Annotated in this window: 7 protein-coding genes; 5 read left to right on the top strand and 2 right to left on the bottom strand. The window is 52.4% G+C overall.

All coding sequences use genetic code 11. The features are described from left to right. Positions 1–145: 145 nt before the first annotated feature. The 3 genes from AACZ40_RS26095 to AACZ40_RS26085 all read left to right on the top strand — a co-directional run bounded on the left by AACZ40_RS26095 (position 146) and on the right by AACZ40_RS26085 (position 3,503). Positions 146–724: a transposase gene (locus AACZ40_RS26095; RefSeq protein ID WP_291166381.1), complete on the top strand. Its 579-nt coding sequence runs from the start codon at positions 146–148 to the stop codon at positions 722–724. Positions 725–843: 119 nt separating this feature from the next. Then, the gene (locus AACZ40_RS26090; protein WP_291166384.1) at positions 844–2,028 is read left to right on the top strand and encodes a hypothetical protein; all 1,185 of its coding nucleotides are present in this window, start codon (positions 844–846) and stop codon (positions 2,026–2,028) included. Between the two features lie 176 nt (positions 2,029–2,204). After that, a complete protein-coding gene (locus AACZ40_RS26085; protein WP_291166386.1) occupies positions 2,205–3,503 on the top strand; it encodes an MFS transporter in 1,299 nt (432 codons plus the stop codon). A 9-nt stretch (positions 3,504–3,512) separates the two neighbouring features. Here AACZ40_RS26085 and AACZ40_RS26080 read toward each other — a convergent pair whose 3' ends face one another. After that, a complete protein-coding gene (locus tag AACZ40_RS26080; RefSeq protein WP_291166388.1) occupies positions 3,513–5,216 on the bottom strand; it encodes a LamG-like jellyroll fold domain-containing protein in 1,704 nt (567 codons plus the stop codon). Continuing rightward, complete coding sequence (locus AACZ40_RS26075) at positions 5,213–5,752, bottom strand: sigma-70 family RNA polymerase sigma factor (protein WP_291166390.1); 540 nt, start codon at positions 5,750–5,752, stop codon at positions 5,213–5,215. The genes AACZ40_RS26080 and AACZ40_RS26075 overlap by 4 nt, the downstream gene beginning before the upstream one ends. Before the next feature lie 360 nt (positions 5,753–6,112). Between AACZ40_RS26075 and AACZ40_RS26070 the strand changes: the two genes are divergently transcribed. Together AACZ40_RS26070 and AACZ40_RS26065 are read left to right on the top strand one after the other, a co-directional pair. Further along, positions 6,113–9,100: a DUF1553 domain-containing protein gene (locus tag AACZ40_RS26070; protein ID WP_339676472.1), complete on the top strand. Its 2,988-nt coding sequence runs from the start codon at positions 6,113–6,115 to the stop codon at positions 9,098–9,100. A gap of 23 nt (positions 9,101–9,123) precedes the next feature. Next, positions 9,124–9,661, top strand: a 538-nt coding sequence (locus AACZ40_RS26065) for a DUF1501 domain-containing protein (RefSeq protein ID WP_339676469.1), incomplete at its 3' end; no start/stop codon positions are given.

Below are 9,661 nucleotides of genomic sequence, written 5' to 3'. Positions count from 1 at the left end.
AGTATTCTACACTTACCTGAGACAGTGCGCAAATTCCGTGCCGAACAGTATTGGGCTTGTCCGACAGTGCTGATATATCACGCGCACCATTCATATCAATAGCCCATAAGATTGTACTATTTCAGATCCAGTTCAGCACCAGAACATGCCAACTCACCGAAAACAAATCAGACATTATCACGAGCCCGGTGATTGCCATGAGTTGACGTTTTCCTGCTTCAAAAGAAAACCGTTGCTGACAAATCCGGTCTGGATTAATATGATATGTCAGTCGATAGACCGGGCATTAATCCGGCATCATTTCAATCTGATCGCATTCGTGATCATGCCGGAACATTTACACTTACTCGTCTATCCTACAACACACGAATGTAAAATTGACCGGTTCCTGGCTGCGATCAAACGTCCATTTTCCTATCGGATTAAAGAACTGCTGATAGAACAACAACACCCATTATTGACAGAGCTGACGATCAGAACTCGGCCGGGAATAACATCCTTTCGATTCTGGCTGGAAGGGCCCGGATACGATCGAAATTTCTTCACCAGGGAAGCCGTTGAATCAGCGGTCAACTATCTTCACCTCAATCCGGTAAAACGAAATCTGGTCACTGAATGCAGAGAGTGGAAATATTCAAGTGCCCGCTGGCATGAAAGCAATGGTAAATTGATTGATCCTGAATTGCCGGCAATTCATGGTCTACCCTGGGAATTCTTTGGTTAATTACAACAACAGTGATAGACTATAGGAGCCCGGTAGCAAACACAGTCGGACAAGCCGACAGTGGCACACCTGAGTGAATATTGTAGTCGATTAAGCAAGGGTTCGACTGGATTGGTAACATGTTAATCAGACAAACATCGACGAAGCATCAGAGCATTGAACAGCCAGCACGATCCTGGTTCAGTTTTCGTACCATTTGCTCGTTGCTGTTAGTCGTTTTTGCCTTCGGTCTGGCTCCTTTTCTGTCTCAGCGCTGGCGGACAAAGTCGCTCGTCGAGTCCATTCGCAGTCATGGCGGTGAAGTTCGTATCGACCAGTATGCCTGTTATAATGGAGCCTGCTTCTACATTCCCCTGGCTGTCAGTGAAAGCTTAAGCAGGATAACCTATATCTCTTATGCCGGCTCGAACTCCTGCCCCGTCGACGACGCCTTTGTTGAATCGATGGAACATCAACCGTCGCTTTTCATACTGAAACTGGGAGACAGGAACCATCCGGCACGGATTACCGATCGTGGCTTTTCTGTAATGAAACAGTTCCCCAAACTTGCTTCACTTAGTTTAAATGGCACATCATTGACTGAATCCAGTTACAAAGAGCTGAGCCAATTCCCTTCACTCCGCTCTCTGACACTTTGCAATTTCGATTCTCATTCGGAACAGCTGCGCAGCATCTCACAATTGAAAAGGTTGAATTCCTTGAGTCTGACAGCTGTGAATATTTCAAATCGAGAGTTAGAACACATCTCTTCCCTCACCAATTTGAAATCAATTGGATTCAGTGGAACAACCATTGAGAAAGACAGTTTTCGCAACTTGTCTAATATGAGCCAGCTCACCCTTATGTCCATCTATTTTTCGGAGTTTGATCCCGCCGAACTGAATTACCTGACTGCCCTGACATCACTGCAGTGTCTCCGTTTGCTCGGGTCTACGATTAACGACACACATCTCAGGGAAACAGCGAAACTGTCTCAGCTGAGACAACTTCACCTGGAGGAGTCTGATATTTCTGACCAGGGATTGACCCATCTTACCGATCTGGAAAATCTGAATGTACTCTTTCTGAATCACACCGCGATCTCAGATGCAGGCGTCCAACATCTGACGCAACTGAATAATTTACAGTATCTGCATTTAGGTCATACCAAAATCACCAGCCAGGTCATCAACAGTCTCTTAAATATGCCTCGACTGATCCGAGTCAGAGGCGTTGAGAAAGTATTAACTGAAGAGTCACTCCAAGCCCTGCAGGATGCCGGAATCGAAGTTGAGAGAGAAGGTTCCTATATCAAACTTCCCTGATCAATAAAATGCGAGCATCACTCATTGAGCAATCCAGAATACTTCCCGGCTCAGCAAGTGACATTTCTCTTCTCCACCCCGGAAATCCGCATTTCCACAGCATTTCGAATCACCTAAACTACGACCGCATTCAGTTTTCCTGATATCACTACATCCCATCCGAGAGTAAAAATTCCATGTCGACCGTGGCTCCGCGTATGAAACCCGAAGAAACGGATACGAAAAAAATCCGGGTCCTGGCCGCCGGCTTCATTGGCAATATTCTGGAATGGTACGACTTTGCCGTCTATGGATTTTTTGCTCCCACCATCGGCAAACTGTTTTTCCCCTCGGAAGATCCCCGGGTCTCGCTGATCGCCGCCTTCGGTGCCTTCGCTGCGGGCTTTCTGATGCGACCGGTGGGCGCCGTGCTGTTCGGTCATATCGGCGATCGCATCGGCCGTAAGAAAGCGCTGACCCTTTCAGTGTTGATGATGGCGATCCCCACCATGCTCGTGGGCATCCTTCCCACCCACGCCGAGATCGGTATGTACGCCACCATCATGATGGTCCTGCTTCGCATGATTCAGGGTGTTTCTGTCGGCGGGGAATATACCAGTTCGTTCGTGTTCCTCGTCGAACATGCGCCCGCCGGTCGCCGTGCCTTTTTTGGTGCCTGGAGCATGATCGGCGCCACCTGCGGCATTCTGCTTGGCTCCGCCGTCGGTGCGTTAATCAACACGTTTACCACGAATGAGCAACTCCTGGAGTGGGGCTGGCGGATTCCCTTCCTGGCTGGTGTGCTCGTCGCGTTCGTCGGTTATTTCATCCGGCATGGCATCCCCGATCAGCCGATTGCAGAAGAACTCTCTGAACAGGAAGCCTACTCACCTCTCAAACAGGCCTGGGCCAGCCATAAAACAGAACTGCTGCAGTCAGCCGGCCTGAATATGATGAACGCGGTCACCTTTTACACCGTCTTCATTTATCTCTCGACCTGGCTCGTGGAAGAAGTAGGCGAAACCCGCGCCGAGGCCCTCGACATCAACACTATCAGCATGGCCGCTTTAACGGTGCTGGTTCCGCTTGCAGCGATCCTCGCTGATAAATACGGGCGAAAACCACTACTGCTGATCGGCGCCGCCGGCGTGACTCTGTTTTCATATCCCCTGTTATGGCTGATGCACCATCATCAGTATCAGATGATCCTCGCCGGGCAGATCGGCTTTGCCCTGCTCGTCGCCTGTTTCGCCGGTGCCATTCCCGCCACGATTACTGAACTCTTCAGCCGCGGCGTGCGTGTCAGTGCAGCCAGTGTAAGCTATAACATCCCCTTCGCCATCTTCGGAGGGACCGCCCCCATGGTCGCCGCCTGGCTCGTTCATTCGACCGGAAACCCGCTCTCCATCGCCTGGTACCTCTCCGGCATCGCCGCGATTTCCTTCTGTATCACACTCACGGTCAAAGAAACCCGCCACAATTCGCTGGAGGAGTGAGCGAAAATCTCACAGCACCGGTTTCCCGGTCTCCGCGGAGAATTTCATCTTCTGCCCTTTGTTGAGCAGCAGAAATTCTCCCTGTTGTTCCTGGCGCAGGAACTCGTTTAACTGGCCGTCGAAATAATCTTTACCTGCTTTGAAGAGGTCATAGTGAGTGGCGATGGTGTTCGCATCGAGGGCATAGTCGTAGAAGGCGACTTCGTCGATCACGCCGCTGAACGGTTCCCGGCCGATCAAAGCTTCCGAGTCGCCAGAGATCAGATTGCCGATGACTGCGGGTGCTGCACCGCCGCTGATGATCATTGTCCCCACCGGGAAGCGATGGCTCATCCGTAAAACGCCATCAATATAAATGGCTTTCTCCCCGGTCCAGCCATTATAGGTGGCGACAATATGATGGGGTTTTCCGTCGCGGATCTCGGCCAGTGTCGGTCGGCCCTCTTTTCCGTCCAGAGGCATATCCAGTTCGCTGTATCCCAGGCCGGACAGATACAGTCCGAACGACAGACAGGGGCCGTTGCCTGTCCTGGGAATCTGGGTGATGTCGGCTTTGTCATCATTCTGAAAGCTGAGCAGAATCCGATAGCTGCCATCCTCTTTACGAAAGATCTCGTCGTAATCAAAGGGGGCTTTCACTTGTGGTTCGCTCGGAGTTTTCCATTCCGAAATCAGCAGCGTTTCAATCGTAATTCCCGTCGAAACAGAATAGTCACCCGTGCCGACTTCTCTGCCGCCACCATTGCCCAGCAGCAGACTGGCGTCCGGTCGGTTATTGAACCGCATGGCGCCCGCTCCCACGAGACCGGGGACCAGTTTTGCATTGTTCCCGACGCGCACCGCATGATTACCCATCTGATCCATGAGGGGTTCTGCAGCAGATTGATCGAAATTCCAGAAAAAGCGGGGCAGGCGGCCCCGGGCTTTGACTTCCACCTGGCCATCCAGCACATGCACGAAGGTCTCAGAGGCTTCGTTCACGCTGACTTCGTATTCGGTTCCCCGATCGATCAACTCGATCCCCGGGGTCTCCAGCCGAAACAGTTCCCGGCGGTCCGAACGCTGTGTCGACACACTGCCGGAAAACAGCGTTCCCTGATCCTTCCGCTCGAATCCGAACAGGGACGGACTGGCGACATTAATATCTGCACCGCCGGAAAAGGCGAATTCCACCTGGCCTGAAGTCACTTTCACCGTGCCGGGCTGAAAATGATCCGTAAGGGCAGGGCGGTCTCCCAGCAGTTCCCACCGGGCACGGGCCATCTGGTTGACCGAAGCCACTTCTTCGGGAGGCACCGCACTTTCATCAAAATAATATTGCGACTGTTCCTGCATGGTAATCACAGGCTCGTGCAGCAGTTTCAGATCTCCCCAGATCAGGTAGCTCCCCACCGCTCCCAGGCAGATGGCAGTACAGACGATCGGGATCAACATCACCAGATAACCCCGATCGGTCTCTGCGGAGGTCACTTCAGCGGGTTGGATGGTAGCAGCGGTTGCTCCTGTTTCAGGCGATTGTAATAACTGTGATTGTGCCGTTCCTGCCAGGCCAATATGTACAAAAACATAATTCAGATATTCACGTCGGTACTGCGGATGTGCCGTCAGCAGACCTTCCAGCGTTTCCAGTTCCGCTTCAGTAATGTTTCCCGAACACTGGGCGTCGGCCAGTTCCAGAATCTGTTCTCGAATATCAGGGGCAGGATCTGTCACGATGAAACCTCACTCGCAAGTCGCCGGTTGACGCATTCATACAACGCCCGCCGCAATTTCTTGATTGTTTTATAAATTGTGTGTACCGAACATTTCCCTCGCTCCGCCAGCGAAGCCGCCGTCTGTAGATCACCGTAATAGGCATCGAGCAGGTCCCGCTCGCGTTCGGTCAGTTTCTGCAGACATTGCGTGAGCGCTAACTGACGCTGGCTCTGTTCTTCAATCATCTGCGACACATCTTCCGCCAGCTCAGTCACGAGGGTATCGCTGAATAGCAGACGTTTGTTCTGAAATTTACGCCGGTATTTCCGAATCTGGTTAAATGCAATTCCATACGACCAGTTGAGGAAGCTGCGTTCCGGATCATACCGGGGGAATTCCTTCCAGAGGATGACACAGGTTTCCTGAAATATATCTTCTGCAGCAACCACGTCGAGCACCAGCGCCAGGATATAGCCATACAGCTTACGGTCAACCCGGGAAAACTGGCGAAAAAACAGTTCGCGAGAGTCAGGTTGTTCTGTGGGATCGTTCATGTTGCTGTAAAGTCTATCAATGGCAGGAGATTCGGGGAATCTTTGTCGCAAAAAGAAATCGGCACTGTAATGCCGGACGGCTCCCCCTTAGTAATATGTGGCGCTTCAGCAGCCGGATTGGTACCGGAAAACCAGTGAATCTTCGAATTTTCATCAAAAAACGAAAAGTTCTGGTACGAATTACAGTCCTGCCGCGCCATATACTTTATGAGGGCATTCCAGAATGACTTTCAGCCCTATTTACCAGCTACTCCCACCAGGAATCTATCAGTCGGTTATTATCGAAGCTTCTGTCAGGCGCAGTGAAAACGGGACTGACTGAAGGCAGCTCACTCTCTGAAAACAGATTGAAACGCGAACATGTGGTCAGTCACACGACAAACACAGGAACTCACGCCGCTACTTGCCCTCTGCCTGCTGGCGACCACAGTCCCCACGATTGCGGCGGAACCTGATTTCGAAAAACAGGTCGTCCCCATCTTTCAACAGCATTGCATCCGCTGCCATAACGACAGTACTAAAGATGGCGGACTCTCACTGGAAACAAAACAGGGCGCTCTGGCAGGCGGCGAAAATGGACGCATTCTGATGCCTGGCGTCGCGGAGGAAAGTCTCCTGCTCGATTATGTCGTGGGACCCGAACCGGAGATGCCCAAAAAAGGGGAGCCGCTCACCAAAACGGAAATAGAAACACTCCGCAACTGGATCAAAGCCGGTGCTGTCTGGCCTCCCGCGGTTCGTATTCAGGAAGCACAGCTCAACGACAATGACTGGTGGTCGTTTCAACCGTTGACACAACCACCGCTGCCGGAGTTGACCGACAACGAACAACAACAGGTCCGCACTCCCGTCGATGCCTTCCTGCTGGCCAGACTTCGCAAGGCAGGGCTGAATTATTCTCCCCCCGCCGACCGCCGCACGCTGATCCGCCGCGTCTATTTCGATCTGACTGGACTGCCCCCCACACCAGCAGAAATCGAACAGTTCGTCCAAGACTCCGATCCACGTGCTTACGAAAAACTGGTCGATCGACTGCTGGCTTCCCCCCGTTACGGCGAACGCTGGGCGCGGCACTGGCTGGACCTGGTCCACTATGCCGACACGCACGGCTACGATAAAGACAAGCTCCGCGAAAATGCCTGGCCTTATCGGGATTATGTCATCCGCTCCCTGAACGAGGACAGACCCTATGCCCAATTCATTCAGCAACAGATTGCCGGTGATATCCTCAATCCGTTTTCACAAGATGGCGTTTCTGCCACCGGGTTCATTGTCGCCGGCCCCTTTGACTGGGTCGGTCAGATTGAAATCAGCGAAAAACTGATCGAGAAAAAAATTACCCGCAATCTCGACCGCGACGATATGGTGGCGACCGTCATGAATACTACCGTCAGTCTCACGGTCCAGTGTGCCCGCTGTCACAATCATAAATTCGATCCGATCTCCCAGGAAGACTATTACAGCCTGCAGGCAGTCTTCGCCGGTATCGACCGGGCCGAGCGCAGTTATGACCCGGATCCCGAGACCGCATCACGACGGAAGACGCTGCAGACGTTTCTGGAACAGTCTCAAAGCCAGCATCAACGGCTCGACGCGCAAATCAGGAAACGGGGTGGTGGAAAACTGGAACGTCTGGAAGCAGAACTCAAACGGGCGATGAACGCGAAGCAGGGACAGGGTGTTGAATATGGATATCACAGCCAGGTTGAAAAGTCGGACAAGACTCCCAAATGGGTGCAGCTCAATTTCAAACAGCCGGTAACAGCAGAGAAAATCACACTGATCCCCGCCTTCGACAATTACAACAACATTGGGGCCGGCTTCGGTTTTCCGAAACGGTTCAGGCTGGAAGTCTCAAACACCAGTGATTTCAAGTCGGCAACCACGATCGCCGATCATACACAACAGGATTATCCGAATCCCGGAACAAGTCATATCCAAACTGATGCCGGACAAAAGAAATTCCAATACATCAGAATGACGGCGACGAAACTCGCTCCCCGCTCAAACGATTTTATTTTTGCGCTGGGGGAACTCCAGGTGTTTGCTCCCGACGGCAAGAATCTTTCCAGCCAGGCACAGGTCACTTCGCTGGATTCGATCGAAGCGGCTCCCCGCTGGTCCCGCCAGAATCTGATCGACGGGAAATATTATCAGAGCCTCGAATTCTATACAGACCTTTCCGAGCTCAAACAGAAACGGGATGACTTCCTCGCCAGCCTGTCCACCGGGGAAGAGAAAAAATCACTCCAGCAGTTATCCGCCAAAATCCAACAACTCCAATCTAATCTCAAGAAACTTCCCGATCCAGAAAAGGTCTTTGCGGCTGCAACTGACTTCCCTGCACAAGGAAATTTTCGTCCCACGAAAGGTCAGCCGCGTCCCGTGCATCTGCTGAGTCGAGGCAGTGAAAAAGCGCCAATACGGGAAGTAGCAGCTTCAGCACCGAACCTGATTGATGGACTCCCTGGTAACTTCCCTTTGAGAGATCCAGACAACGAAGGAGCCCGCCGCGTGGCCCTGGCTCACTGGATTACCAGTCGCAACAACCCACTCACCTGGCGTTCCCTTGTGAACCGTGTCTGGCTCTATCACTTCGGGAAAGCCATCGTTGATACGCCGAATGACTTCGGTAAAATGGGCGCCCAACCCACGCATCCCGACCTGCTTGATTACCTGGCCAGCCGCTTCCGCGATGAAGGACAGTCGCTCAAAGACCTGCATCGTCTGATCTTACTCAGCACTGCTTACCAGCAGTCATCTCGTACGAATCCAGCGGGGAGTGAGCTCGACGGCGATAATCGTCTGCTCTGGCGCATGAACCGTCGCAAACTGGAAGCCGAAGCCATCCGCGATTCCGTCCTGCAGATCAGTGGAAAGCTGGACCTCGAAATGTACGGACCGGGGGATCGACTGTTTGTTCTGGAGAAGCCACAGCATTCCCCTCACTACCTCTATCGAAAGTACGATCCCGCGACCGCAGAACGGCACCGCCGTTCCATTTATCGATTCATCGTCCGCTCGGTCCCCGATCCGTTTATGGAATCGTTGGATTGTGCCGACCCTTCGCAGCTTACTCCCAAACGAATCGAAACCTTAACTGCGCTCCAGGCGCTCTCCCTGTTAAACGACCAGTTTATGATCAGCATGTCCGTTTTCTTTGCGGAGAGTCTCGAGGCGCAATCAGCCGACTTGACGGCACAAATTAATCACGCGTTTCAAACCGCGCTGGGCAGGTCTCCTGAGCCGGACGAACTCAAAATTTTACAGACGATCGGCGCGCAGCATGGCCTGAAAAATGTCTGTCGGCTGATTCTGAACAGCAATGAATTTATCTTTATCGATTAATCAAATACGCAGAAAGTGATCTTATGGATCGTCGAGAGTTTCTATTGTCAGCCGGCGGTGGACTGGGGGGAATTGCCCTGGCATCGCTGCTGCAGAACGAGCCACTGCTGGCAAACCCGCAAACCGGCACGCATATTCTGCATCATCCGCCGAAAGCAAAGCGAGTGGTCCAGCTTTACATGTCGGGAGCCGCCAGTCAGTGTGATACGTTCGACTTCAAACCCCAGTTGATCAAAGACAATGGCAACAACTGGGATCCCGGCGAACAGGTACAGCTCTTTCAGTCCTCACCTGGCAAAACCATGCAGTCTCCCTGGAAGTGGAAGCAGTATGGGGAATCGGGAAAATGGTTGAATGAATGTGTCGCGCCACTGGGCGACTGTGTCGATGACATGGCATTCATTCACAACATGGTCAGCAAGTCGAACGTGCATGGCCCGGCGACATTCATGCAGGCAACCGGATTCATTCTGCCCGGCTTTCCCGGCATGGGTGCCTGGATCAGTTACGGACTTGGCAGCATGACCGATAATCTGCCCACGTTCGTCGTACTGCCTGACC

It is taken from the genome of uncultured Gimesia sp., assembly GCF_963972345.1.
Classification (GTDB): Bacteria; Planctomycetota; Planctomycetia; order Planctomycetales; family Planctomycetaceae; genus Gimesia.
The sequence above is the reverse complement of the archived record's forward strand: the minus strand, read 5'-3'. Positions and strand labels throughout refer to the sequence as shown.